Annotated in this window: 15 protein-coding genes; 6 read left to right on the plus strand and 9 right to left on the minus strand. The window is 59.7% G+C overall.

Annotation, left to right across the window (positions count from 1 at the left end):
- Positions 1–5: 5 nt before the first annotated feature.
- Both ACUTSC_RS02030 and ACUTSC_RS02035 read right to left on the minus strand, forming a co-directional pair.
- Positions 6–947 (minus strand): carbohydrate ABC transporter permease, encoded by a 942-nt coding sequence (locus tag ACUTSC_RS02030; protein WP_047730640.1) that lies wholly within the window; start codon positions 945–947, stop codon positions 6–8.
- Between the two features lie 78 nt (positions 948–1,025).
- Entirely contained in the window at positions 1,026–2,279 is a 1,254-nt protein-coding gene (locus ACUTSC_RS02035) for an ABC transporter substrate-binding protein (RefSeq protein WP_089186029.1), read from the minus strand.
- A 465-nt stretch (positions 2,280–2,744) separates the two neighbouring features.
- On the opposite strand from ACUTSC_RS02035, the gene ACUTSC_RS02040 reads away from it, so the two are divergent.
- From ACUTSC_RS02040 to ACUTSC_RS02055, 4 genes are all read left to right on the plus strand, one after another.
- Complete coding sequence (locus ACUTSC_RS02040) at positions 2,745–4,415, plus strand: glycoside hydrolase domain-containing protein (protein ID WP_197767304.1); 1,671 nt, start codon at positions 2,745–2,747, stop codon at positions 4,413–4,415.
- Positions 4,416–4,570: 155 nt separating this feature from the next.
- Entirely contained in the window at positions 4,571–6,292 is a 1,722-nt protein-coding gene (gene olsF / locus ACUTSC_RS02045) for an ornithine lipid synthase OlsF (protein WP_197767303.1), read from the plus strand.
- A gap of 101 nt (positions 6,293–6,393) precedes the next feature.
- Complete coding sequence (locus tag ACUTSC_RS02050; protein ID WP_445653054.1) at positions 6,394–7,176, plus strand: N-formylglutamate amidohydrolase; 783 nt, start codon at positions 6,394–6,396, stop codon at positions 7,174–7,176.
- Positions 7,177–7,252: 76 nt separating this feature from the next.
- A complete protein-coding gene (locus tag ACUTSC_RS02055; RefSeq protein ID WP_025302950.1) occupies positions 7,253–7,966 on the plus strand; it encodes a flagellar brake protein in 714 nt (237 codons plus the stop codon).
- 43 nt (positions 7,967–8,009) lie between these two features.
- Here the strand turns inward: ACUTSC_RS02055 and pdxY are convergent, their stop codons facing one another.
- From pdxY to ACUTSC_RS02070, 3 genes are read right to left on the minus strand one after another with little or no spacing between them, the layout of a single operon-like run.
- Positions 8,010–8,852: a pyridoxal kinase gene (pdxY, locus tag ACUTSC_RS02060; RefSeq protein ID WP_197773184.1), complete on the minus strand. Its 843-nt coding sequence runs from the start codon at positions 8,850–8,852 to the stop codon at positions 8,010–8,012.
- A 3-nt stretch (positions 8,853–8,855) separates the two neighbouring features.
- The gene (locus ACUTSC_RS02065) at positions 8,856–9,572 is read right to left on the minus strand and encodes a glutamine amidotransferase (protein ID WP_443002465.1); all 717 of its coding nucleotides are present in this window, start codon (positions 9,570–9,572) and stop codon (positions 8,856–8,858) included.
- Entirely contained in the window at positions 9,569–9,823 is a 255-nt protein-coding gene (locus tag ACUTSC_RS02070) for a hypothetical protein (RefSeq protein ID WP_004938217.1), read from the minus strand. The genes ACUTSC_RS02065 and ACUTSC_RS02070 overlap by 4 nt, the downstream gene beginning before the upstream one ends.
- 66 nt (positions 9,824–9,889) lie before the next feature.
- Between ACUTSC_RS02070 and ACUTSC_RS02075 the strand changes: the two genes are divergently transcribed.
- A complete protein-coding gene (locus ACUTSC_RS02075; protein ID WP_197767300.1) occupies positions 9,890–11,194 on the plus strand; it encodes an aminotransferase class I/II-fold pyridoxal phosphate-dependent enzyme in 1,305 nt (434 codons plus the stop codon).
- Here ACUTSC_RS02075 and ACUTSC_RS02080 read toward each other — a convergent pair.
- From ACUTSC_RS02080 to nudI, 3 genes are all read right to left on the minus strand, one after another.
- Positions 11,191–12,177: an MsnO8 family LLM class oxidoreductase gene (locus ACUTSC_RS02080; RefSeq protein ID WP_049212286.1), complete on the minus strand. Its 987-nt coding sequence runs from the start codon at positions 12,175–12,177 to the stop codon at positions 11,191–11,193. The two genes, ACUTSC_RS02075 and ACUTSC_RS02080, sit on opposite strands and share 4 nt — an antisense overlap.
- 138 nt (positions 12,178–12,315) lie before the next feature.
- Complete coding sequence (pbpG, locus tag ACUTSC_RS02085; RefSeq protein WP_197773186.1) at positions 12,316–13,152, minus strand: D-alanyl-D-alanine endopeptidase; 837 nt, start codon at positions 13,150–13,152, stop codon at positions 12,316–12,318.
- A gap of 93 nt (positions 13,153–13,245) precedes the next feature.
- Positions 13,246–13,671: a nucleoside triphosphatase NudI gene (gene nudI, locus ACUTSC_RS02090; protein ID WP_197767298.1), complete on the minus strand. Its 426-nt coding sequence runs from the start codon at positions 13,669–13,671 to the stop codon at positions 13,246–13,248.
- Between the two features lie 229 nt (positions 13,672–13,900).
- Here nudI and ACUTSC_RS02095 point away from each other — a divergent pair, with 229 nt between their 5' ends.
- Entirely contained in the window at positions 13,901–15,331 is a 1,431-nt protein-coding gene (locus ACUTSC_RS02095; RefSeq protein WP_445653055.1) for an SH3 domain-containing protein, read from the plus strand.
- A gap of 65 nt (positions 15,332–15,396) precedes the next feature.
- Here the strand turns inward: ACUTSC_RS02095 and ACUTSC_RS02100 are convergent, their stop codons facing one another.
- Complete coding sequence (locus ACUTSC_RS02100) at positions 15,397–16,149, minus strand: hypothetical protein (RefSeq protein WP_445653056.1); 753 nt, start codon at positions 16,147–16,149, stop codon at positions 15,397–15,399.
- Positions 16,150–16,384 lie beyond the last annotated feature (235 nt).

Below are 16,384 nucleotides of genomic sequence, written 5' to 3' on the forward strand. Positions count from 1 at the left end.
GCTCCTCAGCTGACTTTCAGGCGCTTGCCGATCGCCATTTGAATCAGGGTGATCACCAGCGTGACGGCGAACAGCACCACGGTGATGGCGGAGGCGTAGCCTTTTTCCTGCAGGTAAAACGCGTACTTGTAGAACAGGTTGGTGACGGTCATCACGTCGTTTTCCACCAGCGCGCGGTCGAACATCAGGAACACCACGTCGAAGATTTGCAGGATCTCGATAAAGCTCATCACCGACACGAAGAACAGCGTCGGTACCATCATCGGCAGCGTGATGCAGAAGAAGCGCCGCAGGGTGCCGATGCCGTCGATATCCGCCGCCTCGTACAGCTGGCGCGGAATGCTCTGCAGCCCGGCCAGCAAAATGATGATCTTCAGCGCCAGCGACGACCAGATGATGATGATGGACACGCTGATGCGCACCACGTCCGGATCGGACAGCCAGGCGACCGGCGCAATGTGCAGCAGGCCCAGCGCCTGGTTGATCAGGCCGAAGTCCTTGTTGAACAGCCATTGCCACACCATGGCCACCGCCGCAGGCATGGTGACCGCCGGCAGGAACAGCAGGGTGCGCAGCAGGCCTTTGCCGCGGATGTTCTGGTTGAGGCCAATCGCCAACAGCAGCGACAGGCTCAGGCTGATCGGCACGCATACCACCACGTAGAACAGGGTGTTGGCGGCGGCGGTGTAGAAGTCGTCGTCTTCGAACAGGTTGAGATAGTTATCGACGCTGATGCTGCTCCAGCGCATGAACTGGTTCAGATCGGTAAAGCTGTAAAAAATGTTCTGCAAAAAGGGGATCAGGTAAAACACCGTGACCCCCAACAGCAGCGGCAGGATCATCACCCAGCCCCAGAAGCGTTCGGCGCGTTCAAGCCGATTGAGCGCGGGGCGGGCGGTGCGCCGGGATGATTTCAGGGTGACCGTAGCCGTTTCTGCCAGCGACATGTTGCCATTCCTCACCTATCACTTTCAGCGTGGGTCCACCGCGGCGCACACTCGGGGTAGCGCGCCGCGGCGGGGCGATTACTGCTCCATGACGCGCGCGATCTTCTTGACCGACTTGTCCATTTCCTGCTTGGCGTCCGCGCCCATAAAGATTTTCTTCAGGCTGGCGATCCACATGTTCTGCCATTTCGGCGTATTGGTGCCGGCGGTGGGGTAAGCCTGGGTCACTTCAAGGGTCTGGATATAAGGCGAGACGTCGACTTTCTGGATCTGCTGAGCCCAGACCTTGGCCGCCGTCTTGTTGGCCGGGATCACCACCTTGGCCAGCTCCGCCTGCGAGGCTTCGCTGCTCATGAAGGCGATATATTTCCAGGCGGCCTGTTTGTGGGCACTTTTGGCCGACATGGCGAAGGCCAGGCTGTGCGCTACGCCGGACTGGCGTTCAATTTTCGGCATCATTACCACGCCGATGTGATCGTTGATCAGCGGGTTGTTGGCGAACGGCGCCGCCAGCCAGGAACCGGCATAGACCATCGCGGCGCGGTTGGACTGGAAGATGTTCTCGGTTTTGACTTCGCTCATTTGCTGGGCGCTCGGCATCAGGCCGTCTTTCATCATGCCCTGCAGCTGCTGGTAGACCCAGATGGATTTGTCGTTGGCGATGTCGGTGGGTTGGCCGTCTTTCGGCACGATGTGATTGCCGTTTTGGAACAGCAGGTTCATATAGCTGTCCTGGCCGTCGATGCTGAGATCCATCACCAGCGGGAAGGCGGCGCCTTTCAGCCCGCTTTTCAGCGCGGTGGCTTTGTTTTTCAGATCGTCCCAGCTCCAGTCGCTGGTGGGGTAGCTGACGCCGGCCTGATCGAACAGTTTTTTGTTGTACCACACGGCGATGGAGTCGACGTCGCGCGGAATGGCCATCTGTTGGCCGTCGTACTGGTAGGCTTTCACCGAACTGGCGACCACGTCGTCCAGCTTAAGGCCGCTGTCCTTAATATAAGGCGCCAGCGGCTCCATAATGCCATTTTTGGCATATTGCACAAAATAAGGCATATTGATCCAGAATATATCCGGTGCCACGCCGCCGGCGGCGGCAGAATCCAATTTAACGAAATATTGCGCAGAGGGCGTTAATTCTATTTCTATTTTTATATCCGGATTGGCCTGTTCAAAGCGTTTGGCGATCTCCTGTTCAGCAGGTAATTGGTTTCTGTCCCAAACGGCATAGCGCAATGTTATTTTATCTGCGGCGTGGAGCAGGGTGGGTAATAATAATGCGCTGGCAAGAATAGAGTGCGCCAGCAGGCGTCCGGTATTTTTTATCGGTGACATTGCTTTCCCCTCGGTGAGCGACGAATAACGTTTTTCGCAACGTAAATTCTTTCTATCCCTTAACTTTCAATGTGTCAATACACCCCCGGATGCCCAAAAATGGGGCGTGAATGTTTCGTTGTTGTTAAAATCGAAAGGCTTTCACGGCCAAGTGAAAGGTGGTTTTGTTCACATTTAGTTAACCTGTTGATGGGTTTTCTCCCTGCTGTCGCGGCATTTAGCGGCCCTCGCCGGCATAGGAATAACTGATAACCCTTGCACCATAATGGGGATTAAAAACATTTTTATTGTGCAAGCATCAGCTTCTTTCATTTTTGTGATGCAAATAAACAAAAAAATCGGCTTGCGGCAGCCAAAGAAGGGCGTGGGAACGATTTTTATTACCGGCTATTGTCTGTGGCGATAAAAGGCGCTAGCCTGAATTTCACCGTGTTTATTCATTAAAAATAAAGAGGGCCGAACATCATGCGCCTGTCTCTGGTATTTACCCATTGCCTGGAGAAAGTATTTCATCGGCACAGCGTGCCAGCTATTTCCGTGGAGGAACGGCTGAGCGGGTTAAATAACGAGGTGCTTTCCTGGCAGGCGGTGTATTGTTTGCAAACGCCGGGCAACGAAACCCGCCATGAGCTGTGTTATCAACTCGACGGGCCGCTGGCGGAGTATATCAGCGTGCGCCAGGTGCAATCGGTGCCGAGCGGTTTTCCCTGTTATCGCGAGACCGACGAGAATTACCTGACGACCGAGCCGGGATTATTTCCCGATCCGCTGATGCCGCTGCCGCAACGGCGTTTTTTCGCCGCCTGCCGCTATTATGGCAGCCTGTGGCTGACCCTGACGCCACCGGCCGACGCGCAACTGGCCGGCGACTTTCCGTTGACCCTGCGGCTGCTGGATGCCCAAAGCGGCGAGGCGCTGGCCGAGGCCAGGCTGACGCTGCATCTGGTGCCGGCGGCGTTGCCGCCGCAAACGCTGTTGCACACCGAGTGGTTGCACACCGACTGCCTGGCGGATTACTACCGTCTGGCGGTGTTCAGCCCGGATTACTGGCGCGCAGTGCGCCACTTTGTGCGCTGTGCGGTGCGCGCCGGGGTCAATATGCTGCTGACGCCGCTGTTTACGCCGCCGCTGGATACCGCCGTCGGCGGCGAACGCACCACGGTGCAGCTGGTGAGGGTGACGCGATCGGCGCAGGGGTATGGCTTCGATTTCAGCCGCCTGGCGCAGTGGGTGGCGCTGGCGCAGGAAGAGGGCATCGAGCACTTCGAAATCGCGCCGCTGTTTACCCAATGGGGCGCGGCGCATGCGCCGAAGATCGTGGTGGAGGAGCAGGGCGAGGCGCGACCGCTTTTCGGCTGGCACACCGATGCGCAGAGCGAACCGTATCAGCGTTTCCTGCAGGCGCTGCTGCCCGAATTGACCACCTGGTTCCGCGAACGGGGGCTGGAACGGCAGGTGTGGTTCCATGTTTCCGATGAGCCGACGCTGGACAACCTGGCGGCCTACCGGCGCGCCGCCGCCGCGCTGCGGCCGTTGCTGGACGGCTTCCGCACCTTCGATGCGCTGTCGGATTACGCTTTCTATCAGCAAGGCCTGGTGGAAACCCCGGTCGCCGCGACCGATCATATCGATCCCTTTATCGAACACCGGGTGCCCGGCCTGTGGGCCTATTACTGCTGCGTGCAGAAGACCGAGGTCGCCAATCGGTTCTTCGCCCAGCCCTCGGCGCGCAACCGCATATTGGGCGTGCAGCTGTATCTGTACCGCATCGCCGGTTTCCTGCATTGGGGATTCAACTTCTATAACAGCGCCCATTCGCGCGAGCGCATCAATCCGTACGCGGTGACCGACAGCGGCCATGCTTTTCCCTCCGGCGATCCGTTCGTGGTCTATCCGGGCGAGGATCTGCAGCCGGTGGAGTCGCTGCGCCTGCGGGTGCTGTACCAGGGGCTGCAGGATATGCGCGCGCTGCAGCTGCTGGAGAGTCTGACCGACCGGGCGACGGTGGAGGCGCTGATCGAACGCGAGCTGGGCATGCGCATCACCTTCAAGCGTTATCCGCATCAGGCCGGGCCGCTGCTGCGCCTGCGAGAAGCGGTGAACCGCCGCATCGAAGCGTTGCTGGCGCCGATGTGAGGGGCAATGGGGGCGAAAATGCGTCTTTCGCTCCCAAATCGCCATTACTTTGCTATACCTGATAGTCGATGGATTCATTTTATTGTCATGTAACTGACACGTCAGAGTCACGGCTCTGGCTTAAGTTTGCAGCGACTACGTCAGGAGATAACGCGATGTTCAGCCTGGATTCTCTGTTGCAAGATGCATTTCCACACCGCAATACCCCTGCCTGGCAGCGCAGCCTGCTAAGAACCCTTCTCTTCGAAAAAGAATTCAAACAGTTTGCCGCCGACTATCCCCACCTGAAAGGGCTCGATCTGATCGAGCAGGTGGTGGACTACTTCAACCTCAGCTGCGAGCTGGTGGATGGCGATCTGGAAAACATTCCGAGCCAGGGGCCGGTGGTGCTCGTGGCCAATCACCCGATCGGTTCGCTCGACGGCCTGGTGTTGCTGCGCGCCGTCGCGGCGGTACGTCCGGATGTGAAAGTGGTGGCCAGCCAGCTGCTGACCTACATTGAACCGCTGCGCAACCTGTTCGTGCCGGTGGATAACGTCGCTTATAAGACCAGCCGCAAGCAGATTGAAGGCATGCAGCAGCAGTTGGACAATCAGGGCGCGCTGATCCTGTTCCCGGCCGGCGAAGTGTCGCGCATGAGCCCGAAAGGCATCCGCGACGGCCACTGGCATACCGGCTTTCTGCGCCTGGCCGCCAAGGCGCGCGCGCCGATCGTGCCGATCCACATCAGTGCGCGCAACAGCAACCTGTTCTACTTTACCTCGCTGGTTTACCGGCCGCTGTCGACGCTGCTGCTGGTGCGTGAAATGTTCCAGCAGCGGGGCGGGCGCATCAAGATCCGCATCGGCGGCCGCGTGCCGTTCGCCAGCTGGCACGACGGCCACACCAGCGCCAAGGATCTGGCGGAGCGTTTTCGCCGCCACGTGTATCGCCTGGGCCAGGGCAAGCCGGGGCTGTTCGCCAGCGAGTCGCCGATCGCGCTGCCGGAAGAGCGTCTGGAGCTGAAAAAGGCGTTGGCGAACTGCGAACGGTTGGGGGTGACGCCGGACGGTAAAACCATCTATCTCTATCGCCGCCGCGACGAAGCGCGCACGCCGATCCTGCGCGAGCTGGGGCGCCTGCGCGAGATCGCCTTCCGCGCGGTAGGGGAAGGTTCCGGTCGCCGCCGCGATCTGGACAGCTACGACGACGACTATTATCACCTGGTGCTGTGGGATGAGGAGGAGCTGGAGATCGTCGGCGCCTATCGCTTTATCCCCACCGCCGAACAAATCGAACGCAAAGGGCTGGAAAGCATCTACAGCAACAGCCTGTTCCACTACGATCGCGATATGGAACCGATCCTGGCGCAGGGCATCGAGCTGGGGCGCAGCTTCATTCAGCCGGCCTATTGGGGCAAACGCGGGCTGGACTATTTGTGGCTGGGCATCGGCGCCTACCTGTCGAAATACCCGCAGTATCGCTATCTGTTCGGCCCGGTGTCGATCTCCGGCGGCATGCCGCTGGCGGCGCGCGATCTGCTGATCGCCTTCTATCGCCTCTACTTCTCGCCGGATCATGCCTTCGCGCAGTCGCGGCGGCCTTATCCGGCGTCGCTGCCGCAGGTGCTGGCGCAGTTTGCCGGGGACAACTACCAGGAAGATCTGGTGCGGCTGAAAAGCCTGCTCAGCAACATCGGCTGCTCGATCCCGACGCTGTACAAGCAGTACACCGAATTGTGCGAGCCGGGTGGGGTGCAGTTTATCGACTTCGGCACCGATCCGGCGTTCAACAACTGCATCGACGGGCTGGTACTGGTGGATACCACGCGGCTCAAGCCGTCGCGCTATCAGCGTTATATTGCGGTGCATCAGCCACAGCCAGCCGAGACGGCATGACTACAGTCTGACTCATGCCTTTTTGATCTAAGCACGACCTTGGGGCCGGCGACGGGATAGCGCTACGATAAACGCTTTGCTTTCCACCGCCGGAGCCTTGCATGCCTCACTCGTTTATCCCGCCGTTATTGTCCGCCGATGAACCCTCTGCCGCCGCCGTTGAAATCCCGCGCGGCAAAGCGCCCTTTTTGCTGCTGTGCGATCACGCCGGCAAGGCGATACCGCAATCCCTCGGCGATCTTGGTTTGCCGCCGGGGGAGATCGAACGCCACATCGGCTGGGATATCGGCGCGCTGAGCGTGTCGCGCCATCTGAGTCGCCAACTGGACGCCACGCTGATCCACCAGCGTTACTCACGGCTGGTGATCGACTGCAACCGGGCGCCCGGCATTGCCAGCTCGATCCCGCATTTGTCCGAGCTGACGCCGATCCCCGGCAATATCGGTATCGACGCCGAGCACGCGCTGGCGCGCGAGCGCGAGGTGTTTTTGCCGTATCACCACGCCATCGACGATCATCTGGGACAACGCCAACTGCGTGAACTGCCGACGGCGGTGATCGCCATGCACAGTTTTACGCCGGTGTTCAAAGGGGCATCGCGCCCCTGGCAGGTGGGGCTGCTGTTTAACCGCTACCCGGAATTTGCCCATCTGCTGGCCGAGTTGTTGCGCGAAGAGGGGGATTTGCAGGTGGGGATCAACGAACCCTATGCGATGACCGACGCCACCGACTACACGTTGCCGGTCCACGCGGAACGTCGCGGTTTGCCTTATGTCGGCATCGAAATCCGCCAGGATCTGATCGCCGACGAACGCGGGCAACAGGCGTGGGCGAAACGTTTCGCACGCCTGCTGGCGCAGGCCTGGCAGCGTTGGCAAATTTGACTTTAGGAATATTCCCAGAGATGATAACCGTAAGGAATACGTAATACGTCATTAGAAAAAAAGTCAGGAGAGACGTGTGGAGCACAGCGATAACGGACTGTTTATCAAACGGGAGCGTTTTGAAGTTCTGGCGATTCTGCGTGAAATTTGCAAACAACGCACGCCGCTGCGCGTAGAAAATCAGCAGCACCGGTTTCAAAGTCTGTTATTGAGCGTCGGGCCGGACAATATCGTGTTTAGCGGTGAGGAGGCGGAAAACGCCATCGACGGCGCCTGCACCATCGTGATTGAAAGCAACGACGCCAAAATCGAGTTTTCCGTCGGCCAGGCGGAGCTGACCGAACATCAGGGCGTCCAGGCCTGCTCGACCAGGCTGCCGCAGGAGTTGGTCTACATCCAGCGCCGTCGCCAGTTCCGCATCACCACACCGCACTGGCGCCAATTCTTCTGTACCGGCGAATACCCGGACGGCACGCCTTATGAGCTGCGGATCCACGATCTGTCCGCCGGCGGCGTCGGTTTGCGTTTCGACGGCCCGCTGCCGGATTTCTTTCAGCCGGGTCTGCAGTTCAAGAAAGCGGAGTTGGATCTGGGCAGCTACGGCAGTTTCAAGGTCAACATGGAGCTGGTGGTGGTCAACGACGATCAGGAAACCGACGATAACGACCAGGTGGTGCACTTCTCGCGCCTGTCGTGCCGCTTCCTCAAGCTGGGGCTGGCGATGGAGCGCAAAATTCAGAGCGCGGTGTTCGCCTTCGAGCTGGATTTCAACAAAAAGAAAAAACGCTGATATTTATCAGGGGCGGCACGCTGCCCCTGACTCTCCACAGGCCTTACGGTTTTAACGCCCGCAGGCTGCCGATTTCTTCCCAACCGAAATGCGCCGCTTCGGCCAGCACGTCGCAGACTTCGCCGCCGGCGGCAACCACGGCCGCGTCGAGCGCGGCGCCGTGCAGCAGATGGCTGACCAGCAATGCGGTGAACAGATCGCCGGTGCCTTTGACCGCCGATTTCACCTTCGGATGGGTAAAGCACTGCGTTTCCTGCCGGGTGACCAGCATCAACCCCACCTCGTCTTGGTGCTGTGCCACGCCCGGCGCGCTGGTGACCAGCACCCATTCGGTGGTGTCGTTCAACAGCGCCTGCGCGGCGTGTTGCGTCTGCTCCCGGCTGCTCAGAGAGCGGCCGCACAGTTGCTCCAGTTCGAAGCCGTTCGGCGTCAGGCCGTTGGCCAGCCGCAGGAACGGCGAGCGATAGCAGTTGACGATGCGCTCATCTACGTAGATCCCTTCGCCGTAATCGCCCATCACCGGATCGATATAGATTTTTATTTGGGGATTGATCGAGCGCACCCGCTGCAGCCAGTTGGCCAGAATATGGCACTGCATCGCGTCGCCCAGGTAGCCGACAATCACCGCCCGGGTGCGCTTCATCACGCCACGGGCGATCAGATCGTCGAGAAAGCCGCCGAACCACTCGCCGGAGATGACGCCGCCGTGCGGCTTGCCGTAATAGGGCGGGCAGCCGAACAGCACGCTGGGCACCTGCAGCGCTTCCAGCCCCTTTTTCAACAGGGCGCGGTAGGCGATACCGTTGCCGACGCTGCCGTAGACCACCTGAGATTGAATGCTGATCACATCGATGGACGGTGATCGCAAGGGAGCAGTTTGTTGCATGAGTTACATCCTTGGTTCGTTATTATCCAGCCAGCGTGCGAAAACCTGCCGCGCGCGCTGTTCCAGCTGTGCGCCGTGGCGCGCCGCCTGTTCGCGCAGGCTCTGGGGCGCGACGTCGGCCAGTTCCAGCTCGCAGGCATGGCCAATCAGCCAGCGTTCGATATCGCGATGATCCGCCTCCAGATGGAACTGCAGGCCGAGCGCGAACCCCTGATAGTCAAAGGCCTGATGCGGGCAAACCGCCGTGCCGGCCAGGCAGCGGGCGCCCTCCGGGATCGTGAACATATCGCCGTGCCAGTGCAGCACCGGCGTATCGGCCAGCGGCGCCAGCACCGAGTCGTCTTGTGCCGTGAGCGTGGTCAGCGGGGCGAAGCCGATCTCTTTGACGCCGAGCGAGATCACGTCGGCGCCCAGCGCCTGAGCGATCACCTGGGCGCCAAGACACACCCCGAGGGTCGGGCGCCGCTGTGCCAGGCGCTGTTTGACCAGCGCCAATTCATGGTCGAGAAAATCATAGCGCAGCGCGCCGGAAAAGTGCTGGGCGGCGCTGATCGGCCCGCCGAGCACCACCAACAGATCGGTCTCTTCATTATTGATAGCACGAATATCATCACGCCCGGCATCGTAATAGTCGATCTGATAGCCACGCAGCGAGAGCAGGGAACCGAGGATGCCCAGGTTTTCGAAATTGACGTGTCGAATAGCGACGGCTTTTTTCATTGTTTAACCTCGTGAGCGTGGGTGAACGGCGTCAGCGCCAGCGACTCGCCCAGCACGGTGATGCCTTGCGCGCCGCTCTGGTAGACGATGCGGCGTTCGCTGACCTGGCTGAGCTGCACCTGATAACCCTGCGCGGCCGGGAACAGCGCGCACGCCTGCTCCAGCTGATCGGCGGCCCAGGGGGTGAACATCTCCAGGCGGGCAAAGGCTTTTCCTGCATACTGAATGTCGAGCACGTAATGTTTATCCATGGAACCCCTTACTTTTGGCCGCGGAAGCTGCTAACCTTGTTTGAACTAGTACAAAAGGATTTATGTATGACTTCATTGTATGCAAAAGGCGGCGGCGCTGTCCAGATTGCCGATCAGATCGCCGCACGCATCAAAGGTGGCACGCTGCGGCCGGGTGAGCTGCTGCCACCGGTACGCCAGCTGGCGGCGGAGCTGGAGGTCAATGCGAATACCGTCGCCAGCGCATACGCCCGATTGCGCGATGCCGGTCTGGTGGCGACGCGTGGGCGGGCGGGAACGGTGGTGCTGGAACCGCCGCTGGCGGCGGTGAGTGCGGCCTATACGCCGCGCCAGGTGCCGGCGGGAATGTGCGATCTGGCCAGCGGCAATCTGGATGCCGCCCTGTTGCCGGCGTTGGCGCTGGGCGCGGCGGAGGTATTCCCGCAACAAAACGGCTATGACATCAGCGGCGATCTCCCGGTACTAACCGGCCTGGGGCGCGAGTGGCTCGGCCGCCAGGGCGTTAGCCTGGGGGAGCCGGCGGTATTCTCCGGCGCGCTGGACGCGATGGAAAAGGCGCTGCGCTGCCATGTGCAGCCTGGCGCGGCGGTGTGGGTGGAAGATCCCTGCTGGCCGCCGCTATTGACGCTGCTGCGCCACCTGCGTCTGCGGCCGCTGCCGCTGGCGATGGATGAACAGGGGTGCCGGTTGCCGGAAAGCGGAACGGCGGGCGCGGCGATCCTGACGCCGCGCGCCCACAATCCGACCGGCGCCTCGCTCTCTGCGCAGCGTGCGCAGCAGTGGCGGCGTTTTCTCAGCGAAAATCCACAGTGTCTGGCGATCGTCGACGACTTCTGGGGGCCGCTGTCGCAGCAGCCGCTGCATCTGCCGTTCGACGGCGATCGCGGCCTGTACGTGCTGTCGCTGAGCAAGTTTCTCAGCCCGGATCTGCGCATCGCGCTGGCCTGCGGCAACCCGACGTTGCTGCAGGCAATGCGCGCCGATCAGTACATCAGCGAGCGCTGGGTCAGCCATATCTTGCAGCAGATTGCCGCCAGACTGTGGGGGCAGGCCTTGCAGGAAGGGCAGCTGCAGCGGGCGCAACAGGCGTATCAGGCCAGAAGGGATGAACTGGTGCGACGGCTCAACGCGCTGAATCACACGGCGCTGGCGGTAGGTGAAGGGCTGCATCTGTGGTTGCCGGTGCGGTCGGAAACCGCCGCCGCGCAGCTGATGGCGCAGCGGGGGTGGTTGGTGCAGGGCGGCGAGCCTTTCCGCCTGAAGGGCGATCCTGCGATCCGCGTCAGCCTGGCCAACGTGGTGCCGACGCAGCTGGCGCCGTTGGCGCAGGATCTGGCCGACGCCATGCGGGCCAGCGCGGCGATCAACTAGGCCGGCGTCAGGTTCTCCTCCGCCAACTGTCGTAGCGAGGTTAACCGGGCGGTCGGTTCGGCAATCGGCGTGTCGATAATGAACTCGTCCACGCCGTACTGCAGCTGCAGCTGCGCCAGTTGCTGATGCACCTGCTGCGCGGTGCCCAGCAGAATATGGTTTTCTCGCGGCTCGATGCGGTAGTCGGTGGCGCCGGCCTGCTGCACGAAACTCTCCGCCTGCGCCAGGCTGCCGACGGTCACGCTCTGCTCACCGGCGACGTGCACGCGGTATTGCTGTATATCCGCCGCCAGCGCCGCGGCCTGTTCCGCACTTGGCGCCACGATCGCCGCTACCGCCAGCAGCGCCTTGCGGCCGCCGCTCAGTGCGGCGTAGTGCGCCAGTGCCTCCCGGATATCTTGCGGATTGCCGTTCAGATGCGCGGCGAACACGAAGGCCCAGCCGGATTCGGCCGCCAGCGTCGCGCTCTCTTTGCTGGCGCCGAGCAGGAAGCGCTGGGCGGCATGCGGCGGCAGCGGCGTGGCGCTCAGGCCCGGTTCGGCATCGTCGTTCAGGTAGGCGGTCAGCTGCGACAGCTGCTGTGGAAAGGCCGGTTTGTGTTGCCGGTCATGGGCGGCCTGCAGCGCCTGGGTGGCGAGCGGTAGCCCGCCGGGCGCTTTGCCCACCCCGAGATCGACGCGCCCCGGCGCCAACGCCGCCAGCAGGTTAAAGTTTTCGGCCACCTTGTAGGCGCTGTAGTGTTGCAGCATCACGCCGCCGGAGCCGATGCGAATGCGCGACGTCTGGCCGAGCAGGTAGCCGATCAGCACTTCCGGCGACGGGCAGGCGAGCTGCGGCGTGTTGTGGTGCTCCGCCAGCCAGAAACGCCGATAGCCCCAGCGTTCCGCCTGCTGCGCCAGATGCAGCGTGCGCGCCAGCGCCTGCGCGGCGCTTTCTCCGTCGGCGATCGGACTCTTTTCCAATATGCTCAAGGCATAAGCCATTTTCCCGCTCCTTTCCTCATCAGATATGCCTGACAAATACCATGCGGGCGGCGTGCGCCTTAATACTGATTGGCGATAGGATATTCCATTGATCCAAAACGAATTTGGATATGCGCAGAACGGTAAAGCGCCGCGATGTTATCCCTCGAGCCAGGCCTTCAGACGAATGGCGTCACGGTAGTGGCCGTAGCGCGGCTGCGCGCCGAGCAGGATCATCACCACCGGCTGCCCTTTGATGGTGGTGCGCATCACCAGGCAGTGGCCGGCCTCGTCGGTAAAGCCGGTTTTCTGCAGCTGAATTTTCCAGGCCGGATTATTGATCAGGCCGTTGGAGCTGCGGTAGACCAGCTGGCCGCGGCCAGGGCGCACGATCTGCTGCTTGTCGGTGCTGAAGCGGCGAATTGACTGATAACGATAGGCGTGATTGACCATCTTCAGCAGATCGTTGGCGGTCGCCACATTGCGCGGCGTCAGCCCGGTCGGATCGTAGAAGCGGGCGCGTTTCATGCCGATGGCGCGCGCTTTCTGGTTCATTTTCGCCACGAAAGCCTTGCGCCCGCCGGGATAGCTGCGGCTCAGCGCCGCGGCGGCGCGGTTCTCCGAAGACATCAGGGCGATGTGCAGCATGTCGCGGCGGCTGAGCACCGAGCCGATGGTCAGGCGCGAATGGGTTTTTTTCAGCAGATCGCGATCGGCGGCGGTGACTTTCAGCCTGCTGCCCATCGGGCGTTTGCTGTCCAGGGCGACCATGGCGGTCATCAGCTTGGTGAGCGAGGCAATCGGCAGCACGCGGTTTGGCTGCTTCTGATAGAGCGTCTTTCCGGTGCGTTGATTGACGACCAGCACTGATTTGGCATTCAGTACCAGCGGCGGCGCAGCGGCATGCACGGGCGCCAAAACGAACAGCAGGCTGAACAGAAGTGCGGCGCCGAAACGCCGGGCGGGCAGACGAAGAAAAGTGTGAGATAAAAGCATAACGGCGGCAATAGTGACCCTAAGTGATTAAAAAATATCAAAAGAGTCTGCCCGGCAAATGTGAAGAAAATAGGGCGATAATCGCTCAAACTGTTACAACAATCCCTTTTGTCGCAGCGTGAAGCGGGTGGCCTCGTTCAGATCGTAGTCCGCGAGATGCTCGCGCGTTACCCAGGCGTAGTCGTCGAACTCGTCGTTGATCGTCACGTCGCGGTTGGCGGCCTGGCAGTCGAAAATCAGGTAAATCATGTAGATTTGCTCCCGGCTGCCGTCGGCGTAGGTTTTGATGCGCACGTCGTCGCGGAAGGTCCAGGGTGTGATGCTGTCGAGGATCAGCTCGGCGCCCAGCTCTTCGCGCACTTCGCGCCGCAGCGCCTGTTCTATTTGTTCACCCGGCTCGAGGCCGCCGCCGGACAGCGCCCACTGGCCGGGAAACACGCCCTTGTGGGCGGCCATCTTGCACAGCAGGAAGGCGTTATCGTTTTCAATCAGCGGGCAGACAATGATGCGTTGGCGCATGGAGGACTCCTGTCAAAAAACAAACCCGCAGGGTAGCAGGTTTGGCGGCGCGGGGCAGCGAGACAGGTCGCGTTCTACGCGGCGGAGGGAAATCCGATTGGCGCTTGCTATACCACCGGCTTTGTCTTCTTCAACGGGAAATCAATCGCCGATGTTAATAAGTATCAATTAGTATGATTTCTCTTCAGGATAAAGAACGGACTTTAACCTGTCACGGAGTGGATAACGCATGCTTAATGGAATAAAACCGCTGTGCCTGACTCTCTTGCTGTTGCTGTCGGCCTGCCACAGCGCGTCGGTCAGACCGCCACCTCACGACGCTACGGCGTCTGCCCCTATCGATCCAACCAAGTCGCTTTTTCCGTTGGACAATTATTCGCAGTCTGTCGATAAATGGCTGCCTCCCGGCCCGCAGCGGCAGATCGCCGTGCTGGATGACGCTGCGCAGCAACGTCATTTTTCTGCCCTCAAATCCCACTATTTTGGCATGGGGCCGAATGAGGAGTCCCCCTGGAATCCGCATTACATCGTTTCCGTCTTGAGCCATGAAGCGGAAAGCCACCGTGATGCCGCAATGGATAAATATCTTGGAAATGGCAGCGTTTCCTGGGGGGAAAACTTCAGGACTCACGCTGAGCGCTGGAAACAGCAGGTCAGGAATAATGCGTATGTCGGCATTGACAAGGCTTATCATTCTTCGGCCAGAGGTATTGCGATTAGGGAAACGCTGGTCAGGATGTTGCCGACAGACGATCCGGCTTATGACGATCCGCGTCTGGCAGGGCAAGGTTATCCCTTTGATAATTTGCAGGACTCTTCTATCCGCCCCGGTACACCGGTATACATTGTGACGGAAAGCCGCGATAAACGCTGGAAATACGTCATATCGCCTACGGTGATCGGCTGGGTGCATAGCGAAGATATCGCGGCGGCGGATCGGCGGTTTGTCAGCGAATGGCTGGCGCTGGCAGGGAAAAATTTGGGGGCATTCATTCAGCAGCCGGTGTCGGTACAAGAGGGGGAGCTGTTTTATTTTACGGCGCGTCATGGCACGGTTCTGCCATTTTACCGCCATCGGCAGGGCGTTTTTAGCGTCGCCGTGCCGGTACGCCGGGAGGATGGCCGCGCGCAAATTCGCCGGATCGATTTAAAGGAGGGGGAGTTTGCCGCCATGCCGTGGCGAATGACGCCAGACCATCTTGCCACGCTGATGCGTTCGATGAGCGGCAGGCCCTACGGCTGGGGGAATGATAACTTCAATAATGACTGCTCGGCCGAACTGCGCAGCCTGTTGATGCCTTTCGGGGTGTTTCTTCCCAGGAATTCCGCCGCGCAGATAGAGGCGGCAAGCCGAGTGGTCGATCTCAGTCAGGCGAACACGGATGAGCGGCTGCGCTATCTCAAGGAGCATGGCAAGCCGTTCACCTCGCTGGTCTACATTCCGGGCCATATCATGCTGTATATCGGCAATGCGGCGATTAACGGCCGGAGTGTCCCGATGACGTACCAAAATATCTGGGGCCTGCGCCCGGCAGATTCAAAAAGCCGCAGCATTATCGGCGGCGCAGTCTTTTTCCCGCTTCTGGCTACCTACCCGGAGGATCCTGAGCTGACCTCGCTGGCGGGCAAGGCGCAGTTCAAACTGGGTTTTATTGAGTAACGTCTGAATGCCTATCAAGTGGCCGCCTTGACGGTCTCTTGATAGGCGAGGGCAAGCGGGGAGTGTTAATTGCCTAGCCTGTTTTTGATGATTTTATTATGTTCATCCGTCAGGTTGGCGTAATTCCAAATAAACAATCCGCCAAGATTAAAATCCAGAACCTGATCGATAAAGTAATTTAAATTCCAGTCGGTCAATCCCCGGGTCGTCAGGGCCAGAATGCATTTTTTATTCTCGGCGCCGTTGACCAGCGATTGTTTTAATGCCGGGATGACATTGGCGAGAATATCGTCATTGCTCCACATCGCTGCGGCATAGCAGTAATGAATAAAGCGATCGCACTGGCCTGACAGGATGATTTTTCTGACTTTCTCGTTGAGCTTTTTACCATTTTCCGTATTGGGATGATTGTAGGAATAGCCGGCAATAAAACCCAGGCTGGTCTCTTTTCGGGCCTCTTTTAGCCGTTTCATGGCTTCGATGACCCGTTCGGTGTTCATATTGCATTCGTCATCAAAATCGACGCCGTCCCAGCCCCGGTCTACCGTGGCTTCGACGATCCTCAACACTTCATCCTCATTTGCCGGCTTTTGCTGTGGGGAGCATCCGCCGCCGCCATAAACCCAGAGCGTCTTTCCTTTAAAACCGGGGAGAGTATCGGGTTTGTTTTGCTTTTCCGGGCTCCATCCTGGATGCGCTGATGTGCCCGTGGTCAATCCATCAAGGTTGGTGACCATGCCATACATCATGACATCGAACTCTTTGAGAGGCTGGCCAGTCAGAGACTGGCTCCATCCGCCTGTAATAGACGTATTCATTGTCGTTATCTCCTTATTGGTCGTGTTCCTTAAATAAATATGTCTTGCGTGATGGAGGGTACCAGTCTCTATATTCATGTTGCCATTGTGCGGTCGCTGAGCGGGCAAGGGATGAAAACGATGTTGAATGGTGATGACGCTTTTATGACGAAAATATTAATCATCGGGAACGCTGAAAATCATTAACGCCGATAGATAAAGATTGCTATAACAGCGGGGACGATCTGGGTTAACG

The organism is Serratia sp. TSA_105.2 (assembly GCF_052692115.1).

Bases quoted from the DNA above. Each gene is read 5' to 3' on its own strand.
- nudI (WP_197767298.1), bottom strand. From the start codon at position 13,671: ATGCGCCAACGCATCATTGTCTGCCCGCTGATTGAAAACGATAACGCC.
- pbpG (WP_197773186.1), bottom strand. From the start codon at position 13,152: ATGCTTTTATCTCACACTTTTCTTCGTCTGCCCGCCCGGCGTTTCGGC.
- ACUTSC_RS02065 (WP_443002465.1), bottom strand. From the start codon at position 9,572: ATGAAAAAAGCCGTCGCTATTCGACACGTCAATTTCGAAAACCTGGGC.
- ACUTSC_RS02070 (WP_004938217.1), bottom strand. From the start codon at position 9,823: ATGGATAAACATTACGTGCTCGACATTCAGTATGCAGGAAAAGCCTTT.
- ACUTSC_RS02080 (WP_049212286.1), bottom strand. From the start codon at position 12,177: ATGGCTTATGCCTTGAGCATATTGGAAAAGAGTCCGATCGCCGACGGA.
- ACUTSC_RS02050 (WP_445653054.1), top strand. From the start codon at position 6,394: ATGCCTCACTCGTTTATCCCGCCGTTATTGTCCGCCGATGAACCCTCT.
- pdxY (WP_197773184.1), bottom strand. From the start codon at position 8,852: ATGCAACAAACTGCTCCCTTGCGATCACCGTCCATCGATGTGATCAGC.
- olsF (WP_197767303.1), top strand. From the start codon at position 4,571: ATGTTCAGCCTGGATTCTCTGTTGCAAGATGCATTTCCACACCGCAAT.
- ACUTSC_RS02035 (WP_089186029.1), bottom strand. From the start codon at position 2,279: ATGTCACCGATAAAAAATACCGGACGCCTGCTGGCGCACTCTATTCTT.
- ACUTSC_RS02095 (WP_445653055.1), top strand. From the start codon at position 13,901: ATGCTTAATGGAATAAAACCGCTGTGCCTGACTCTCTTGCTGTTGCTG.
- ACUTSC_RS02030 (WP_047730640.1), bottom strand. From the start codon at position 947: ATGTCGCTGGCAGAAACGGCTACGGTCACCCTGAAATCATCCCGGCGC.
- ACUTSC_RS02100 (WP_445653056.1), bottom strand. From the start codon at position 16,149: ATGAATACGTCTATTACAGGCGGATGGAGCCAGTCTCTGACTGGCCAG.
- ACUTSC_RS02075 (WP_197767300.1), top strand. From the start codon at position 9,890: ATGACTTCATTGTATGCAAAAGGCGGCGGCGCTGTCCAGATTGCCGAT.
- ACUTSC_RS02040 (WP_197767304.1), top strand. From the start codon at position 2,745: ATGCGCCTGTCTCTGGTATTTACCCATTGCCTGGAGAAAGTATTTCAT.